General features: G+C 70.0%; 18 protein-coding genes. 10 read left to right on the top strand and 8 right to left on the bottom strand.

The features are described from left to right. The first annotated feature begins 104 nt into the window (after positions 1–104). Positions 105–1,634 (top strand): YibE/F family protein, encoded by a 1,530-nt coding sequence (locus IE258_RS07545; protein WP_189740499.1) that lies wholly within the window; start codon positions 105–107, stop codon positions 1,632–1,634. Between the two features lie 51 nt (positions 1,635–1,685). Here the strand turns inward: IE258_RS07545 and IE258_RS07540 are convergent, their stop codons facing one another. The 4 genes from IE258_RS07540 to IE258_RS07525 all read right to left on the bottom strand — a co-directional run bounded on the left by IE258_RS07540 (position 1,686) and on the right by IE258_RS07525 (position 3,950). Further along, positions 1,686–2,123 carry an SsgA family sporulation/cell division regulator gene (locus tag IE258_RS07540; protein ID WP_127891967.1) on the bottom strand — a complete coding sequence of 146 codons (438 nt, stop codon included), beginning with the start codon at positions 2,121–2,123 and terminating at the stop codon, positions 1,686–1,688. Positions 2,124–2,223: 100 nt separating this feature from the next. Then, a complete protein-coding gene (locus IE258_RS07535; protein WP_159324913.1) occupies positions 2,224–2,949 on the bottom strand; it encodes an IclR family transcriptional regulator in 726 nt (241 codons plus the stop codon). 317 nt (positions 2,950–3,266) lie between these two features. Then, on the bottom strand, positions 3,267–3,479 hold the full coding sequence (locus IE258_RS07530) for a DUF5326 family protein (RefSeq protein WP_007388908.1): 213 nt from the start codon (positions 3,477–3,479) through the stop codon (positions 3,267–3,269). A gap of 153 nt (positions 3,480–3,632) precedes the next feature. Continuing rightward, complete coding sequence (locus tag IE258_RS07525) at positions 3,633–3,950, bottom strand: cupin domain-containing protein (protein ID WP_003975009.1); 318 nt, start codon at positions 3,948–3,950, stop codon at positions 3,633–3,635. A gap of 59 nt (positions 3,951–4,009) precedes the next feature. Between IE258_RS07525 and IE258_RS07520 the strand changes: the two genes are divergently transcribed. The 6 genes from IE258_RS07520 (at position 4,010) to IE258_RS07495 (ending at position 8,663) form a co-directional block, all read left to right on the top strand. Then, a complete protein-coding gene (locus IE258_RS07520) occupies positions 4,010–4,387 on the top strand; it encodes a phage holin family protein (protein WP_127891969.1) in 378 nt (125 codons plus the stop codon). A 5-nt stretch (positions 4,388–4,392) separates the two neighbouring features. Then, on the top strand, positions 4,393–4,887 hold the full coding sequence (locus IE258_RS07515) for a low molecular weight protein-tyrosine-phosphatase (RefSeq protein WP_189740497.1): 495 nt from the start codon (positions 4,393–4,395) through the stop codon (positions 4,885–4,887). Beyond that, positions 4,884–6,062, top strand: a complete 1,179-nt coding sequence (locus IE258_RS07510) for a cystathionine gamma-lyase (protein WP_189740494.1) — start codon at positions 4,884–4,886, stop codon at positions 6,060–6,062. Before IE258_RS07515 ends, IE258_RS07510 begins: the two co-directional genes overlap by 4 nt. A gap of 198 nt (positions 6,063–6,260) precedes the next feature. Then, the gene (locus tag IE258_RS07505) at positions 6,261–7,166 is read left to right on the top strand and encodes a LysR family transcriptional regulator (RefSeq protein WP_189740492.1); all 906 of its coding nucleotides are present in this window, start codon (positions 6,261–6,263) and stop codon (positions 7,164–7,166) included. Positions 7,167–7,235: 69 nt separating this feature from the next. Continuing rightward, positions 7,236–7,718 carry an NUDIX domain-containing protein gene (locus IE258_RS07500; RefSeq protein ID WP_127891972.1) on the top strand — a complete coding sequence of 161 codons (483 nt, stop codon included), beginning with the start codon at positions 7,236–7,238 and terminating at the stop codon, positions 7,716–7,718. A 78-nt stretch (positions 7,719–7,796) separates the two neighbouring features. After that, entirely contained in the window at positions 7,797–8,663 is an 867-nt protein-coding gene (locus IE258_RS07495; RefSeq protein WP_189740489.1) for a GNAT family N-acetyltransferase, read from the top strand. Between the two features lie 37 nt (positions 8,664–8,700). Here IE258_RS07495 and IE258_RS07490 read toward each other — a convergent pair whose 3' ends face one another. Together IE258_RS07490 and IE258_RS07485 are read right to left on the bottom strand one after the other, a co-directional pair. Further along, complete coding sequence (locus tag IE258_RS07490) at positions 8,701–9,120, bottom strand: GlcG/HbpS family heme-binding protein (RefSeq protein ID WP_159324918.1); 420 nt, start codon at positions 9,118–9,120, stop codon at positions 8,701–8,703. Positions 9,121–9,238: 118 nt separating this feature from the next. Further along, positions 9,239–10,447 (bottom strand): MFS transporter, encoded by a 1,209-nt coding sequence (locus IE258_RS07485; protein WP_189740484.1) that lies wholly within the window; start codon positions 10,445–10,447, stop codon positions 9,239–9,241. Between the two features lie 139 nt (positions 10,448–10,586). On the opposite strand from IE258_RS07485, the gene IE258_RS07480 reads away from it, so the two are divergent. After that, positions 10,587–11,051: a MarR family winged helix-turn-helix transcriptional regulator gene (locus IE258_RS07480; protein ID WP_159324920.1), complete on the top strand. Its 465-nt coding sequence runs from the start codon at positions 10,587–10,589 to the stop codon at positions 11,049–11,051. A 26-nt stretch (positions 11,052–11,077) separates the two neighbouring features. Further along, positions 11,078–11,530 (top strand): GNAT family N-acetyltransferase, encoded by a 453-nt coding sequence (locus IE258_RS07475; RefSeq protein ID WP_189740481.1) that lies wholly within the window; start codon positions 11,078–11,080, stop codon positions 11,528–11,530. A gap of 81 nt (positions 11,531–11,611) precedes the next feature. Here IE258_RS07475 and IE258_RS07470 read toward each other — a convergent pair whose 3' ends face one another. Beyond that, positions 11,612–12,997 (bottom strand): serine hydrolase domain-containing protein, encoded by a 1,386-nt coding sequence (locus IE258_RS07470; protein WP_189740478.1) that lies wholly within the window; start codon positions 12,995–12,997, stop codon positions 11,612–11,614. A 91-nt stretch (positions 12,998–13,088) separates the two neighbouring features. Next, positions 13,089–14,564, bottom strand: a complete 1,476-nt coding sequence (gene dnaB, locus IE258_RS07465) for a replicative DNA helicase (protein WP_189740475.1) — start codon at positions 14,562–14,564, stop codon at positions 13,089–13,091. A 459-nt stretch (positions 14,565–15,023) separates the two neighbouring features. Here dnaB and IE258_RS07460 point away from each other — a divergent pair, with 459 nt between their 5' ends. Continuing rightward, on the top strand, positions 15,024–16,361 hold the full coding sequence (locus IE258_RS07460) for an MATE family efflux transporter (protein WP_189740472.1): 1,338 nt from the start codon (positions 15,024–15,026) through the stop codon (positions 16,359–16,361). The last annotated feature ends 127 nt before the right edge of the window (positions 16,362–16,488 follow it).

The raw sequence follows: 16,488 nt of genomic DNA, 5'->3' as shown, positions 1-16,488 counted from the left end.
AGCCCGGTGCTCCGAGCTCCCGCGTGTACAAAGGTGCCTCCACGCTAGCGCCCATTCGGGCGCGGTGAACAGAGGGCCCCCCTCGTTCTTGCGATGATCGGGCGGTGACCACACCGCAGCATCCCTCCTTCCCGCCGCGTCGGCCCGGCCGCGGACCGCACGCCGAAGAGGGCGACGGCCGGGCAGTCGGCCACGTCCCCGTCGACGCTCACGGCACGAGGGACGGCAGACATGGGACTGATCACGGGCACGGCGCGGGGGACGGTCACGGCGCGGGCGGCGGGCACGGCGCGGGCGGCGGTCACGGTGCGGGCGGCGGTCACGGTGCGGGCGGCGGTCACGGGCACTCGCACGGCCACGGACCGGCGGCCCCCGTCTCCCGGCATCTGCGGAAGGTCATCGCCGCGATCCTGATCCCCTTCGCGGCGGCCGTGGTGGTCGGACTCGCGGTGCTGTGGCCGGGCGGCGCACCGCCGCACGAGCGCACCGGGGTCGGCTTCGACCGGCAGACGCAGCAGGCCACCGTGACCAAGGTGGTCAAGCTGAGCTGCCAGTCCGTCAACGCCTCGGGCGGTACCCCGACCGGCGACACCTCCACCGCCGAGGGTTCCTCCGCGGTGCAGCAGGCGGAGGGCGAGTGCAAGCGGGCGACCATCCGGGTCGACACCGGGGACGACAAGGGCCGTACGTTCGACGAGATCGTGCAGCCGGACCAGTCACGGCAGTTGCACGAGGGCCAGAAGGTGGTGGTCGCCTACGAGCCCTCCGCGCCCAAGGACCTGCAGTACTCGGTGACCGACATCAACCGCCGGCTCCCCCTGGCCCTGCTCGCGGGCATCTTCGCCCTGGCCGTCGTGGTGGTCGGACGGCTGCGCGGCCTGATGGCACTGGTCTCGCTGGCCATCAGCTTCCTGCTGCTGAACTTCTTCATCCTGCCCGCCATCCTGCAGGGCTCGAACCCACTGGTCGTGGCGGTGATCGGGTCCAGCGCCATCATGCTGATCGCGTTGTACCTGTGCCACGGGCTGTCGGCCCGCACGTCCGTGGCGGTGCTCGGCACCCTGATCTCGCTGTTGCTGATCGGCGTGCTCGGGTCGCTCTTCATCGGCTGGGCCGCGCTCACCGGCAACACGGACGACAACACCGGCCTCATCCACGGCCTGTACCCGTCGATCGACATGAGCGGTCTGCTGCTCGCCGGGGTCATCATCGGTTCGCTCGGTGTCCTCGACGACGTGACGGTCACGCAGACGTCGGCGGTCTGGGAACTGCACGAGGCCAACCCCACGATGGGCTGGCGCGGTCTGTACCGCGCTGGCATCCGCATCGGCCGCGACCACATCGCCTCGGTCGTGAACACGCTCGTCCTCGCCTACGCGGGCGCGGCGCTGCCCCTGCTGCTGCTGTTCTCGATCGCGCAGAGCGGTGTGGGGACGGTCGCCAACAGCGAACTGGTCGCGGAGGAGATCGTGCGGACGCTGGTCGGATCGATCGGCCTGGTGGCTTCCGTGCCGGTGACCACGGCCCTCGCCGCCCTGGTCGTGTCGGCGGACCGACCGGCTCAGGGTCAGGGGACGGCAGCGGGAGCGGGAGCGTCCGCACGCGGTGGGCGGGGCCGTCGCCGTAAGCGCTGAGGCCCCGCCCGGCGAAGCGTTACGTCATCGCCGCGGGGCTGCCGTAACGGTTCAGCCCGCGCTCTGTTCCTCTGCCAGGATGCGGTCCAGGGCTTCGTCGAGGTGGCTGTCGAAGTCGGCGAGCGCACCCTCCTGGCCCAGAGGCACCAGTTTGTCGGTGCGGTCGAGGAAGGCCACCAGGGGCGCGGCCGAGGAACGGAACAGTGCCTGGTCGCCGCCGACCTGAAGGCGGATCAGCACCTCGGCCAGCGGCTCGGGGTCCACCGGTGCGATGCGCACGTCACCGTCGCCGCACGGCCGGCCCACCCCGTCGACCAGCAACTCCCGGCCGAAGGCCCAGGTCACCGGCGCGTCTCCGGGCAGATGGAAGGTCAGGCGTACGGCATAGGGATCCCGGGTCTCGTAGCGCAGCTCCACCGGGATGCGGAAAGAGAGCTCCTCGGACACGAGAAAGCTCATCATGACCTCTGCCTGTACGGACTCGCCCATTCGCCTACCCCGTCATTCGCCGTCGACTGTCCGGGAATCAAACCTCTAACACTGGTGGCATCTTGCTCAACGTACACACCAGATCACAAGGAGTGAGTTTTCAGATACTGATAGAGAGCGCGAGTGAGCCCAGCCGTCGCCCCACCTCGTTCTGCAGACGCTGTGCCGCGGGCAGCAGCCGGTCGGCCTGGTGGAGGGGCAGTGAGATGGCCATCGTGGCGGCCGTGGTGCCGACGGTGATCGGGATGGCCGCGCAGACCGTCCCCAGCGCGTACCCCTGGCGCTCGGTCACCGGCGTCATCCGGGGCATGCGCTCCAGTCGCCTCAGCAGGCTGTGGCCGTCACGCACCGTGTACGGCGTCAGGGGTCGTACCGGATAGCGGTCCAGGTGGTCGCGGCGGGCGTCCTCGTCGAGTTGGGACAGCAGGCACTGCCCGATGGCGTGGGCGTGTCCCGTCTCGCGGAAGTCCGCCCACTCCTCGACCGCAGGAGTGCCCGGAGTGTCGGAGACGCACATGACCTCGATCTCGCCGTCCCGGTACATGGCGTAGTACACGGGGACGCCGATCGCGTCCCGCCAGCGCGCCATGGTGTCGACCACCGTGCTGCGACGTTTCTGCTCGGCCCCGCTGCTGCTCAGCCGCTCGGCGGCCTCGCCGAGGAAGAACAGCCCCTTCTCCCGGCGCAGATAGCCCTCGTGCACCAGGGTGCGCAGCAGGTGGTACGCCGTGGGCAGCGCCAGCCCCGTCTCACGGGCCAGTTGTTTGGCCGGGGCTCCGTACTCGTGCTCGGCGACACGTTCGAGCAGGCGCATGGCTCGCTGCACCGAGCCGATCAGCGTCGCGGAAGGCGGGTCGGCGGAGACCGACGCGGGGGGTGTCCGAGGCGTCGGGCAGGGCTGCACGGGAAGGCTGTGCAGCTGAGCGATTGCGGTGTCAGCCGTGGCCAAGGGTCACTCCCGGAACGCGAGGTGGCAGCCGTGCGGAGAACACGGGTGGGGGTGTACGCCGTTCGCGAGGTCGCCCCCGCGTGGAGTTCCGGACTCTAACCGCCGGTCACCGCTCACCGACGGTCCGTCCGGGAAACTTCCCTCGCCCGAGGGAACCGGTGGTTCCTGTTACCGCCACCGGTGTCCCACGGCTCTCACCAGTCGCTGCGTGACGACGAACTCGACATGAACTTGCGTACGACGTAGATCAGTCCGCCGACGAGCGCGACGAAGACCAGCAGCTTGAACAGCAGTCCGATCACGAACCCGACCACGCTGGCGATCAGCCCGCCGAACACGACCAGGGCGATGACCGGCACCGCGATCCACTTCACCCACCACGGCAGTCCCGTGAAGATCTCTCGCATCGCCCTTGCCCTCACCTCTCGGGGAGCCCCGGGCAGTCCCGGGGAGTCCTCTGATGTCCTGCACTCGATGCTAGAGCCGCGAGCGCCACGGCAGGGACCTCGCATCCCTTGTCTCCCCCTGACCGATCCCCTAGGGAACCCGGGGGTCGGGCCTCAGCTCTCCGGCGGAGAGAACACCACCAGCACCCGCAGGTCCTCGCTGATGTGGTGGAACTTGTGGGCGACCCCGGCCGGCACGTAGACCACGCTGCCGCGGGCGACCTGGGTGGTCTCCATGCCCACGGTGATCGCGGCCCGCCCGCTCACCACGAAGTACACCTCGTCCTGAGCGTGCGGCTTCTGCGGGTCGGTCGTCCCCGCGTCGAGGGCGTACAGACCGACCGACATGTTCCGCTCCCGCAGGAACTGCAGGTAGGCACCGTCGTTGGCGGCGCGCTCCGCCTCCAGTTCGTCCAGCCGGAATGCCTTCATCGCCTCGTCCGCCCCTGCCTCGCCGTTCGTGTCCGATCGCGTCTGCCACGATCAGACACATGAAGAATTTCCTAGTCAAGACGATCGCCAACGCCGGCGCCCTCGCCGTCGCCGTGTGGCTGCTCGACAAGATCACTCTGACCGGCGGCAGCACCGGGGAGAAGGCCCTCACCCTGATCGTGGTCGCGCTGGTCTTCGGCCTGGTCAACATGGTCGTGAAGCCGATCGTGCAGGTGCTGACCTTCCCGCTGTTCATCCTGACCCTCGGCCTGTTCACGCTGGTGGTCAACGCGCTGATGCTGTTGCTCACGTCATGGGTGGCCGACAAGCTCGACGTGAGCTTCCACGTCGACGGGTTCTGGACCGCCGTCCTGGGCGGCCTGATCGTATCGATCGTGTCCTGGGCCCTGAACGCGTTCCTGCCCGACGGGGACTGATCCCGATGACCTACCGCGTCTGTTTCGTGTGCACGGGCAACATCTGCCGCTCCCCGATCGCCGAGGCCGTCTTCCACGCGCGCGTGGCGGACGCCGGGCTCGACGGCCTCGTCGAGGCCGACAGCGCCGGGACCGGCGGCTGGCACGAGGGCGAGGGCGCGGACCCGCGCACCGTGGCCGTACTGACGGAGCACGGTTACGGTCTCGACCACACGGCCCGGCAGTTCCAGCAGTCCTGGTTCTCCCGTCTCGACCTGGTCGTCGCCCTCGACGCCGGGCACCTGAGGGCCCTGCGGCGTCTCGCCCCCACGGAGCGGGACGCGGCCAAGGTGCGCCTGCTGCGGTCGTACGACCCCGCCGCCGAGGGCGGTGACCTGGACGTCCCGGACCCGTACTACGGGGGCCAGGACGGCTTCGAGGAGTGCCTTGAGATGGTGGAGGCGGCGAGCACCGGACTGCTCGCCACGGTACGCGAGCAAGTGGAAGGACGGGCGGCATGAGCGATTCCGCTACGAACGGCGGGGGCGGAGCGGGCACGGGGAGGGCCGCTTCCGGACCCGGTGACGGCACCCGTGCGGTGCGGGCCGGACTGCCCGAACCCGTCAAGCACGAACCCACCCTGCCCGGTCCGGTGTTCGCCGCCCACTTCCACCTGCCGGGCGACCCGACCGGGCCGTACACCTACGGCCGCGACGAGAACCCCACCTGGACCCACCTGGAGCGCGCCATCGGCGAGCTGGAGGCGCCCGGGCGGTCCGACGTGGAGACGCTCGTCTTCGCGTCCGGCATGGCCGCGATCTCGTCCGTGCTCTTCTCGCAGCTGCGCGCCGGCGACACTGCCGTCCTGCCCGACGACGGCTACCAGGCGCTGCCGCTGGTCCGCGCACAGCTGGAGGCGTACGGCATCGAGGTGCGCACCGCGCCGACCGGCCGGGACGCCCAGCTCGACGTGCTGGACGGGGCGAAGCTGCTGTGGATCGAGACGCCGTCGAACCCCGGGCTCGACGTGTGTGACGTACGGCGGCTCGTCGAGGCGGCGCACGCGCGCGGTGCCCTGGTGGCCGTCGACAACACCCTCGCCACACCGCTCGGGCAGCGCCCGCTGGAGCTCGGCGCCGACTTCTCGGTGGCGAGCGGCACCAAGCAGCTCACCGGCCACGGCGACGTCCTCCTCGGCTACGTGGCCGGTCACGACGCCGGGGCGATGGCCGCCGTACGGCGCTGGCGCAAGATCGTCGGTGCGATTCCCGGCCCCATGGAGGCATGGCTCGCGCACCGCTCGATCGCCACCCTCCAGCTGCGCGTGGACCGGCAGGACGCCACCGCGCTCAGGGTGGCCGAAGCGCTCCGGTCGCGGCCCGAGATCACCGGCCTCCGGTACCCCGGGCTGCCCGACGACCCGTCCCACAAGATCGCCTCGCAGCAGATGCAGCGCTACGGCTGCGTCGTCTCCTTCACGCTGCCCTCGCGCGCGCGTGCCGATCGCTTTCTCGAAGCGCTCCGGCTCGTCGAGGGCGCGACGAGCTTCGGCGGGGTGCGGTCCACCGCGGAGCGGCGCGGACGCTGGGGCGGCGACGCGGTCCCGGAAGGCTTCATCCGGCTCTCGGTCGGTGCTGAGGACCCGGACGACCTGGTGGCGGACCTGCTGCGCGCGCTGGACGAAACGGCGGACTGACGCCGGACGCACGGACGGTCCGAGCCTCCCCCCTCGTGGCTCGGACCGTCCTCCGGTTCCGCGCGCGAAGAACCGCGCGACCAAGGCTAGTTGACTCAGTGTCAGTGTCCAATCACAGTAGCGACAGCGCGCTATCGACATATTTATAGTTGAGGACGAGCGGGGGCTGGAGAAGAACAGAAGAGGGGACGGGTTTTCGTGGATCTGGCCTTGCTCCGCACCTTCGTCACCGTGCACCGGGCCGGTTCCTTCACCCGCGCGGCTGCTCTGCTCGGCCTCTCCCAGCCCGCCGTCACCTCGCAGATCCGCACGCTGGAGCGTCAGCTCGGCCGCCCGCTGTTCCTTCGGCAGGCCCGCGGCGTGACCCCGACGAGCATCGGCGACGAACTCGCCCACAAGACCGCACCGCACCTCGACGCCCTGGTGGAGATCGCCGAGAGCGGGCTGACCGACGATTCCTCCCTGCGGACCCTGCATCTGGCCGGACCGCCCGAGTTCACCGTCGAGCGCGCACTGCCCTCGCTCTCCCGGCTCACCGGCGAGGACGGCCGGGCCTTCGCCCTGCGCGCCTCCTTCGGGAACGCCGAGGAGACCCTGGAAGGCCTGGCCGCCGGGCATCACGATCTGGCCATCGGCACGGCTCGTCCCCGCGGCCCTCTGCTCACGGCGACTGCGCTCTGCGACGAGGTGCACGTCCTGGTCGCCGCGCCGCACTGGGCGGAGCGTGCCGGTGTCGAGAAGCTCAGCGACACCGATGCGCCCGCACTCAAGAACATCCCCGTGGTCGAAGTGCACGAGTCACTGCCCTTCGTCGCCCGCTACTGGGCCTCCGTCTTCGACGCCCGACCGTCCGGCCCGGCCACGGTCGTCGCCCCCGACCTGCGCGCGGTTCTCGCCTGCGCGGTGGCAGGAGCGGGACTCGCCGTCCTGCCCCGCTATCTGTGCGCCGAGGCGCTGCAGCGCGGGGACGTCGTCGCCCTGCACGATCCGCCCGTGCCGCCGCTGCGGACGTACTTCCTGGTGGTGCGCACCGGCACGTTGGTGATGCCGCACATCGCCCGGGCCCACGAGTGGCTGCTGCGCACGGCCGCCGACTGGAACTGAGCCGGCGGCCTCTCAACCGGCCCTGCGTCACGATGTTTCACGTGGAACCAGCCGGGCCACATTTCTCCCATGACCGTCCGACCCGTGGTCAAGCGCACCGCTCGCGCCGTCCTGCTGGACGGCGACCACCTGATCCTGATCAAGCGGACCAAGCCCGGCGTCGATCCGTACTGGGTCACTCCCGGCGGCGGGGTCGAGCCGGACGACAGCACCGTCGTGGACGCCCTGCACCGCGAGGTGTACGAGGAACTCGGAGCCAAGATCAGCGATGTGGTGCCCTGCTTCGTGGACACCGTCGAGCACATCGGCGAGGACGGTGGCGCGACCGGCGTGAAGGTGCAGCACTTCTTCGTCTGCCACCTGGAATCCATGGATCCGTCCCTGCGGCACGGTCCCGAGATCGACGAGCCCGCCGGTGAGTACGAGATCGTCAGAGTGCCGTTCACCCGGGTCGGAATCGCCTCCGTCCACCTCGTACCGCTGTCGCTGCGGCACTACCTGGACGGCAACATCGAGGGCGTGCGCGCCCTGCACGCCTCTGACCTCGGCTGAACCGACGTGGCCGAAAGCCCGCAGATTCCACCGGAAAGAGGTGGACGCGGACGGCCACTGTCGGACAGCCTGACCTGCGTGCCGACACCTTTCCTCGCCTCTGCTCCGATCCGCCGTCTGACGCTCCGCGATCTCACCGCCTGCGCCGACCTGTCCGAGGACCGGGGGTGGCCGCGCGAGGAGCACAAGTGGGGATTCCTCCTCACCGCCGGAAAGGGGTACGGCATCGACGACCCCGGCGGCGGTCTCGTCGCCGCCTGCACCGTCACCGAGTACGGACCGCAGGAGCGCCCCGCGCTCGCCGGCATCGGCATGGTGCTGGTCGCCGAGCGGCACTCCCGCCAGGGCGTCGGACGCCGTCTGATGCGCCACGTCGTCTCCGGCCTGGGCACCGTTCCGCTGACCCTGCACGCGACGCCCTACGGCCGGCCGCTCTACGAGGAGCTGGGTTTCAAGGTGACGGGCGGGGCGGAGATGGTGCGCGGCCGCTTCGTGCCGGGCGGGCCGGAGCCGAGGACGGCCACTCGTGCGGCCACGGCCGAGGACCTGCCCACGATCCTCCGGCTCGACGGGGAGGTGTTCGGCGAGGACCGCACCCACATCGTCACCCGGCTGCCCGCCTTCGCCGACCAGCTGCGCGTCGCCGAGGAGGACGGCCGGATCACCGGGTACGCGGCGGCCTGGCCGAACATGGACACCCACGTCGTGGGCCCGCTGATCGCCCGCGACACCGAGACGGCCAAGGCCCTGATCTGCTCGCTCGCCGCCCGCACCGACCGACCGCTGCGCACGGACATCGACGTACGGCACGAGGAGCTGCTGGCCTGGGTGAACGAGCGCGGCCTCTCCCGGGTCGCCCCAAACGCGGTCATGACCTACGGGATCACCGAGCTGCCCGGGGACTGGACCCGGCGGTTCGCACCGCTGACGGTGGCGGCGGGCTGACCCCGGGACGGCCGCCCCGTCGGTGGCCGACCCCGAGTCAGGCGAGCACTCGTACGGCGGCCGAGGCGAACCCGTGGTCCTGCTCGGGTGCGCCGCCGCCCACGCCGATCGCGCCGATCAGCCGGCCCTCCCGGTGCACGGGCACACCGCCCGCGATGAACAGCAGCGGCCTGTCGAGCGCGGTGGGCAGGGTGTGGAAGAGGCCCCCGGGCTGCACGGCGTCCACGAGGTCAGCGGTGGGAGCGTTCAGCTGGAGCGCCGTGTATGCCTTGCGCGTGCTGGTCTCTCCGGAGATCAGCACGGCGCGGTCGTCGCGCCGGAAGGCGAGCAGGTGGCCCCCGGCGTCGAGGACCGTGACGCTGACGGTGACGCCGGCGGCCTCGGCGGCGCGGTGGGCCGCGGTGACGAGCTCTTCGGCGTCCTGGATCGTCAGCGGGGCGACAGCGGTGGTGCTCATGGGTCTTTCTCCTTGATTGTGCTGGGTGGTGCGGTGCCTCGGCGGTCGACGAGGCGATGGTGGCCGCGGAGCGCGGGGACGGCCCTGGCCCCGCACTGCGCGGCCCTGGGTGGGTCGTTCAGTGGTGGACGGCGGCCCGCTGCTCGGCGGGTACGGAACCCGCGACGACTGTGCCGGGAGCACTGCCGCGCCGTTCCAGGGCGGCCGAGAGGACCGCGAGGACCAGAGCGGATGCGGCGAGCACGGCGCCGACCCAGTTGGGGGCGGTGTATCCGAAGCCGGCCGCGATGACGACGCCGCCGAGCCAGGCGGAGAGCGCGTTGCCGAGGTTGAAGGCGCCGATGTTCACCGCCGAGGCCAGCGTCGGGGCACCGTGGGCGTGGTCCAGGACGCGCTTCTGCAGCGGCGGGACGGTGGCGAAGCCCAGGGCCCCGATCAGGACGACGGTCACGGCGGACGCGATCTTGTCGTGCGCGGTGAGGGTGAAGAGGGCGAGCACGACGGACAGTGCGCCCAGGGAGATGTACAGCATGGGCATCAGGGCGCGGTCGGCGAACCGGCCCCCGACGAGATTGCCACCCACCATGCCGAGGCCGAAGAGGACCAGCAGCCAGGTGACCGAGCCGTCGGCGAAGCCCGCGACATGGGTCATCATCGGCGCGATGTAGGTGATGGCCGCGAAGACCCCGCCGAAACCGAGGACGGTCATGGCCATCGCGAGCAGGACCTGCACGTTCTTGAACGCGGCCATTTCGTGGCGCAGCCGCACTCCCTCGGCCCTGGGCACGTCGGGGACCAGCTTGGCGACTCCGGCCAGGCCGACGACTCCGAGCGCGGCGACGACGGCGAAGGTGACGCGCCAGCCGACGGACTGCCCGATCAGCGTGCCCAGCGGGACGCCGACGACATTGGCGACGGTCAGGCCGGTGAACATCATCGCGATGGCACCGGCCTTCTTGTGCGGGGCGACCAGACCGGCCGCGACGACCGACCCGATGCCGAAGAAGGCGCCGTGGGCGAGCGAGGCGACCACGCGGCCGATCAGCATGACGGAGAAGGCGGGGGCGAGGGCGGACAGCAGGTTGCCGACGATGAACAGGCCCATCAGCAGCATCAGCATCCGCTTGCGCGGAACCTTGGTGCCGAGCACGGTCATCAGCGGGGCGCCGAACATCACGCCGAGCGCGTAGCCGGTCACCAGGTAGCCGGCGGTGGGGATGGAGACCCTGTAGTCGCTCGCGACCTCGGGCAGCAAGCCCATGATCACGAACTCTGTCGTTCCGATCCCGAAGGCCCCGATCGCGAGGGCCAGAAGCGCGAGAGGCATGGAGGGGTACACCTTCCAGGTGATTGCAGGAGCGCTTTACGTTCGCCCACAATAGTTGCATACGCGGGCTATCCGCAAACGCCGACAATTGCGTTGCTGGTCTACCCTGGTCTCAGCCGCTCCTGGACGGAGGAACCACATGACAGCGACGGACCCCGCGCTCATCGCCCTCTCCCAGGGCTGGTGCGCGCTCTCCCTGCTGCACGGGAGGATCGAGGCGCACATCGAGCGCGCTCTGCAGACCGGGCACGATCTGAGCGTCCGTGAGTACTCCCTGCTCGACGTCCTCAGCCGACAGCACGACGGCGACGGAGGACATCTGCAGATGAAGCAGGTCGCCGACGCCGTCGTCCTCAGTCAGAGCGCGACCACCCGGCTGGTCACCCGGCTCGAGGACCGTGGCCTGCTCGAGCGCTACCTGTGCCCCACCGACCGGCGCGGCATCTACACCAACGTCACCGCGACGGGCCTGCAACTGCTGGACGAGGCACGACCCACCAATGACGCCGCCCTGCGCGAGGCCCTCGACGAGGCAGCCACGAACCCCGACCTGGCCCCGCTGGTCCGGGCGGTGGAGACCCTGAAGGCACCGGTACCGGCGTAGGGCCTGTCCGGTTCTAGAGTGCGGGCATGGGAGATCTCGACATACGCCCCGCCACCGCCGAGGACGTCCCGGCGGTCGTCGCGATGCTGGCCGACGACCCACTGGGCGCACAGCGCGAATCACCGGACGACCTGGGGCCGTACCTGGCAGCGTTCGAACGAATCACGACAGACCCGAACCAGCATCTTGTGGTGGCCGTCCGTGACGGCCGTGTCGTCGGCACGCTCCAGCTGACGATCGTCCCGGGACTGTCCCGCCGCGGCGCCACTCGTTCGATCATCGAAGGCGTACGCATCCATGGCGACGAACGCGGCAGCGGACTGGGCACCCAGCTGATCGAGTGGGCGATCGACGAGTCCCGACGGCAGGACTGCAGCCTGGTGCAGCTCACCTCCGACAAGACCCGTACCGACGCCCACCGCTTCTACGAGCGTCTCGGCTTCACGGCCTCGCACACAGGCTTCAAACTCCAGCTCTGAGTACGCGGCTCCCCTCACACATACTCGACAGCGCGCGGCCCTGTTTCACGTGAAACAGGGCCGCTTCCATGCCGACGACTCCTAGCCGATCCCCTGCCACCCCTGCGGGTCCACTCCGCCCGGGACAACGGCACCCTCGTCGTACGGCTGTCGCGTGAAGACGAACGACCCGAGGTCCAGGTGGCTCACGGTTCCGTCCGGGCGCCGCACCGCTCGCAACGACTCACCCGCGTAGTACCCCTCGAGTCCCGTCCAGCTGCCGTCACCGTTCGCCCGGAAACGCGAGCGGCGCCCCTGACCCGACAGCGGCCCCAAGGAGACCCCTCCGTCGGGCGTCAGCCGCAGGGCAAAGGCGTGCGTGCCCCAGTACCACTGCCCCGCCAGCTCCAGAACGGCGGCATCGACCTCGCGCAGCGGCCGCCACGGTTCGGGGATCCGGGGTTCGGCCTCGGCGACGATGCGCACGAGGTCGGACCCGACCCCGGCGAGCAAGGGCCCGGAGGTGCAGTTGGTCAGGACGACCGCGGCCACGTCGTCCTCCACGCCGATGGTGAGATTGGCCAGGAAGCCCGGCAGGGAGCCGGAGTGCCCCACGAGCAGCCGACCGTCGCGGTGCTGGAGCTGCAGCCCCAGTCCGTACGCAGCGCCGTCCACGACGTCCGTGGCCTCGGCCGGTGCGGCGGGCGCCCGCATCTCCCGCACGGTCTCCGCCCCCAGCACCTTGTCGTCCCCCTGCGTCAGAAAGACGGCGAACCGCGCCAGGTCCCCGGTGGTGGACCAGAGCTGGCCGGCCGGGGCCATCCGCCCGAGGTCCTCGGTGGGCTCCGCCAGCATCACATCGGCCCAGGGATGCACCGCCCAGCCACCGGCATGCGGGGCACTGGGCCGGGTCGCCGTACGCTCCAGGCCCAGCGGGTCCAGCACCTCCCGCTGCAGCACTTCCTCCCACGAAGCGCCGCGCACCTTCTCGACCAGCGCTCCGAGCACGGTGTAACCGGGGTTGGAGTAGTGGTGGCGGCGGCCCACCGGGTGCAGGAGCGGCTGTTCGCCCAGTACATCGGCGAGCTCGGGGCGCAGCGAACCCGGCGTCCGCTCCCACCAGGGCGCCGGTGACTCGGCGGCCAGCCCGCCCGAGTGCGCGAGCAACTCGGCGATCGTGGCCTCCCCCACACCGGTGCCCGGCAGATGCTTCTCCAGCGGGTCCCCCAGGTCGAGCATGCCCTCGTCGCGCAGCCGAAGGACCAGGACGGCGGTGAAGGTCTTGGTGATCGAGCCGATCCGGTACTGCACGTTCTCGTCCGGACCGTGCCCGTCGACCGAGGTCCGCGCACCGTGCCACACGGTCCGCCCGCCCCGGACCACCGCCGCGACGAGTGACGGCGTACGCCCTTCGGCCTGGGCCACGGCGATCCGGTGCGTCAGCGCCCGGCAGGTGGTGGGGAGCAACTCTTCCTGAGGTGTCGTCATGGGTCCAGTCCACCGGTCCGCACACCGCACGTCGAGCCGATTTCCCCCGGGCCCCGTCTCCGGCCAGGGAGTGAACCCACCTGGCCGTCGGTCAGGTCTGTGCCATGTCCACGAAGCGCGAGTAGTGGCCCTGGAACGCGACCGTGATGGTCGCTGTCGGGCCGTTGCGGTGCTTGGCCACGATCAGGTCCGCCTCACCCGCGCGCGGGGATTCCTTCTCGTAGGCGTCCTCACGGTGCAGCAGGATGACCATGTCCGCGTCCTGCTCGATGGAGCCGGACTCACGCAGGTCGGACACCATGGGCTTCTTGTCGGTGCGCTGCTCGGGACCGCGGTTCAGCTGGGAGAGCGCGATCACCGGGATCTCCAGCTCCTTCGCCAGGAGCTTGAGGTTTCGGGACATGTCGGAGACCTCCTGCTGGCGGCTCTCGGCACGCTTCGAACCGCCGGACTGCATCAGCTGGAGGTAGTCGATGACTACCAGCTTGAGGTCGTTGCGCTGTTTGAGGCGACGGCACTTGGCGCGGATCTCCATCATCGACAGATTCGGGGAGTCGTCGATGTAGAGCGGCGCGGCCGACACGTCGGGCATCCGGCGTGCGAGCCGGGTCCAGTCGTCGTCCGTCATCGTGCCCGACCGCATGTGGTGCAGCGCGACGCGGGCCTCGGCGGACAGCAGTCGCATCGCGATCTCGTTGCGTCCCATTTCGAGGGAGAAGATGACGCTCGGCAGGTTGTTCTTGATGGAGGCGGCTCGCGCGAAGTCCAGTGCGAGGGTCGACTTGCCCATCGCGGGACGGGCGGCGATGACGACCATCTGACCGGGGTGCAGCCCGTTGGTCAGTGAGTCGAAGTCCGTGAAACCCGTCGGCACACCGGTCATCTCGCCGCTGCGCGACCCGATCGCCTCGATCTCGTCGAGCGCGCCCTCCATGATGTCGCCGAGCGGCAGGTAGTCCTCACTGGTGCGCTGCTCGGTGACGGCGTAGATCTCGGCCTGGGCGCGGTTGACGATCTCGTCGACGTCGTCGTCGGCCGCGTATCCCATCTGGGTGATGCGGGTGCCGGCCTCCACCAGGCGGCGCAGGACCGCCCGCTCGTGCACGATCTCCGCGTAGTACGCGGCGTTCGCGGCCGTCGGCACGGTCTGAACGAGGGTGTGCAGATAGGAGGCGCCGCCGACCTTGTTGATCTCGCCGCGCTTGGTGAGTTCGGCGGCGATCGTGATGGGGTCGGCCGGCTCGCCCTTGGCGTAGACGTCGAGGATGGTCTGGTAGACCGTCTCGTGGGCCGGCTTGTAGAAGTCGTGGCCCTTGAGGATCTCGACGACATCGGCGATGGCGTCCTTGGACAGGAGCATTCCGCCCAGGACGGACTGCTCGGCGTCCAGGTCCTGCGGCGGCACTCGCTCGAACGCCGTGCCCCCGCCGTCCCACCCGCCGTCCGAGCCCCGCTCGTGCTGCTCGTCCCGGCTGCGGCCACCCTCACCGCGACGGCGGGAAGCGGGCAGACGATCACTGGGACCGCTGTCGGCCCACGGGTCGTCCAAGGGCTCGGAAATGCTCACCGAGCCACCTCCTCCCGTCCGCCGAGCGGACCTCGCCGTGCCCCTCATTTCTACGGCACGGCACTGACAAATAAGACGCCCAACTCCGGTTCTGGCGCGTCGGTTTTGTGACGGTTCACCGGCCGACGGACGGAGCGGGCGCCGGATAACCGTAGGCCCGCGGGCACCGTCAGCCAATCTGGTTATCCACAGGCCATGTGGACGACTGGCCAGATGCTGTGGAGAACTCCGCCAAACCTGTGCACGACCCGGTGGACAGCCCTGTGAACAAGCCCGCACCCCTACCCGGGAAGCGCTCCTGAACTGCACCTTTACCGTCCACCGCCTGTGCAGAAGAAAAACTTCCCCAGTCGGACCAAGATCCTTTCGAACCGTGCCCAGAAGTGCACGGGGCGAGAGCAGAGGTAAGGGTCACGAAAGCTTTGCATCTCTTACCTGTGGACGATTAGATTAGTGCTCATGACACAGGCCCCCGTGCGTACCCGAACCGACCGGCGCCGGCACGACCGAGAGATCGTCGCGCTGGCAGTCCCGGCCTTCGGCGCACTCGTCGCCGAGCCTCTCTTCGTCATGGCCGACAGTGCCATCGTCGGCCATCTCGGAACCGCTCAGCTCGCCGGACTCGGCATCGCCTCGGCCCTGCTCACCACAGCCGTCAGCGTCTTCGTCTTCCTCGCCTACGCGACCACCGCGGCCGTCTCCCGTCGCGTCGGCGCGGGCGACCTGCAAGCAGCGATCCGCCAGGGGATGGACGGCGTCTGGCTCGCACTGCTGCTCGGCGCCGCCGTCATAGTGGTTGTCCTGCCCACCGCTCCCTCGCTCGTGGAACTCTTCGGCGCCTCCGACACCGCGGCCCCCTATGCCACGACCTATCTGCGGATCTCCGCCCTCGGCATCCCCGCCATGCTCGTGGTGCTCGCCTCGACCGGTGTACTGAGGGGGCTGCAGAACACCCGGACCCCGCTCTACGTGGCCGTCGCCGGCTTCATCGCCAATGCCATCCTCAATGTCGTGCTGGTCTACGGCGCCGGACTCGGCATCGCGGGCTCCGCCTGGGGCACCGTCATCGCTCAGTGCGGCATGGCCGCGGTCTACCTGTGGGTGGTCATCCGCGGAGCCCGGCGACACGGCGCCTCCCTGCGCCCGGACCTGGCCGGGATCAGGGCTTCGGCTCAGGCCGGGATGCCCCTGCTCGTGCGCACGCTGTCCTTGCGGGCGATTCTCATGATCGCGACGGCCGTGGCGGCCCGCCTCGGCGACGCCGACATCGCCGCGCATCAGATCGTCCTGTCCCTGTGGAGTCTGCTCGCCTTCGCTCTCGACGCCATCGCCATCGCCGGGCAGGCCATCATCGGCCGCTATCTGGGCGCGGACGATGCCCAGGGAGCGCGCGACGCCTGCCGCAGGATGGTGGAGTGGGGTGTCGCCGTCGGCGTCGTACTGGGTCTGCTCGTGGTGCTGTCCCGTCCGGCGTTCCTGCCGCTGTTCACCGGTGACTCCACGGTCAGGGACGCCGCCTTGCCCGCGCTGGTGATCGTGGCCGTCGCACAGCCGATCTGCGGCGTGGTCTACGTGCTGGACGGTGTCCTCATGGGTGCCGGCGACGGTCCCTACCTCGCCTGGGCCATGCTGCTGACCCTGGCGGTCTTCACTCCCGCGGCACTTCTCGTCCCGACGTTCGGCGGCGGGCTCACCGCCCTGTGGGCGGCCATGACGCTGATGATGGCGATGCGCCTGGTGACGCTGTGGCTGCGCACCCGATCAGGACGCTGGATCGTCACCGGTGCGACGCGCTGACCGTTTCACGTGAAACGGTAGAACGGCGAAACGCGACGTTTCACGTGAAACATGGCCACAGCTACGCCCACACCCACCCCCCAGCCCCACGAAAGAAGGGCCGCATCCCCTGACGGGAAGTGCGGCC

Origin of the sequence: Streptomyces tendae, from assembly GCF_014650435.1 — a bacterium.
Lineage (GTDB): Bacteria > Actinomycetota > Actinomycetes > Streptomycetales > Streptomycetaceae > Streptomyces > Streptomyces tendae.
This window is presented reverse-complemented; position numbering and strand designations above follow the sequence as displayed.

Bases quoted from the DNA above. Each gene is read 5' to 3' on its own strand.
- IE258_RS07540 (WP_127891967.1), bottom strand. From the start codon at position 2,123: ATGGGCGAGTCCGTACAGGCAGAGGTCATGATGAGCTTTCTCGTGTCC.
- IE258_RS07530 (WP_007388908.1), bottom strand. From the start codon at position 3,479: ATGCGAGAGATCTTCACGGGACTGCCGTGGTGGGTGAAGTGGATCGCG.
- IE258_RS07525 (WP_003975009.1), bottom strand. From the start codon at position 3,950: ATGAAGGCATTCCGGCTGGACGAACTGGAGGCGGAGCGCGCCGCCAAC.
- IE258_RS07520 (WP_127891969.1), top strand. From the start codon at position 4,010: ATGAAGAATTTCCTAGTCAAGACGATCGCCAACGCCGGCGCCCTCGCC.
- IE258_RS07515 (WP_189740497.1), top strand. From the start codon at position 4,393: ATGACCTACCGCGTCTGTTTCGTGTGCACGGGCAACATCTGCCGCTCC.
- IE258_RS07510 (WP_189740494.1), top strand. From the start codon at position 4,884: ATGAGCGATTCCGCTACGAACGGCGGGGGCGGAGCGGGCACGGGGAGG.
- IE258_RS07500 (WP_127891972.1), top strand. From the start codon at position 7,236: ATGACCGTCCGACCCGTGGTCAAGCGCACCGCTCGCGCCGTCCTGCTG.
- IE258_RS07490 (WP_159324918.1), bottom strand. From the start codon at position 9,120: ATGAGCACCACCGCTGTCGCCCCGCTGACGATCCAGGACGCCGAAGAG.
- IE258_RS07485 (WP_189740484.1), bottom strand. From the start codon at position 10,447: ATGCCTCTCGCGCTTCTGGCCCTCGCGATCGGGGCCTTCGGGATCGGA.
- IE258_RS07480 (WP_159324920.1), top strand. From the start codon at position 10,587: ATGACAGCGACGGACCCCGCGCTCATCGCCCTCTCCCAGGGCTGGTGC.
- IE258_RS07475 (WP_189740481.1), top strand. From the start codon at position 11,078: ATGGGAGATCTCGACATACGCCCCGCCACCGCCGAGGACGTCCCGGCG.
- IE258_RS07470 (WP_189740478.1), bottom strand. From the start codon at position 12,997: ATGACGACACCTCAGGAAGAGTTGCTCCCCACCACCTGCCGGGCGCTG.
- IE258_RS07460 (WP_189740472.1), top strand. From the start codon at position 15,024: ATGACACAGGCCCCCGTGCGTACCCGAACCGACCGGCGCCGGCACGAC.